The 310-nt window shown below is 65.8% G+C and carries 1 protein-coding gene; it reads left to right on the top strand.

The window, feature by feature from the left end:
* A partial coding sequence (locus N4G66_RS45475; RefSeq protein ID WP_315903785.1) for a sigma factor-like helix-turn-helix DNA-binding protein occupies nucleotides 1-310 on the top strand: 310 nt, incomplete at both ends.

The raw sequence follows: 310 nt of genomic DNA, 5'->3' as shown, positions 1-310 counted from the left end.
CCTCGGCCGCACCCCCAGCACGCGTGAACTGTCCGAACTGATGTCATTGTCGGAGGAAGAGGTCATCGAGGCCCGCAAGGCCTCCAACGGCTACACCTCCTCCTCCCTCGACGCCGCCATCACCTCCAGCGAAGACGGCGAAGCCGCCCTCGCCGCCTTCATCGGCGTCGACGACACCGCCCTCGAACTCGTCGAAGACTTCAACGCGCTCGCCCCTCTGATCGCCCAACTCGACGACCGCGAACGCCGCATCATCCACATGCGCTTCGTCGACGAACTCACCCAGGCCCAGATCGGCGAACACCTCGGC

The sequence above is a fragment of the Streptomyces rhizosphaerihabitans genome (genome assembly GCF_025399795.1).
GTDB classification, from domain to species: Bacteria; Actinomycetota; Actinomycetes; order Streptomycetales; family Streptomycetaceae; genus Streptomyces; species Streptomyces rhizosphaerihabitans.
This window is presented reverse-complemented; position numbering and strand designations above follow the sequence as displayed.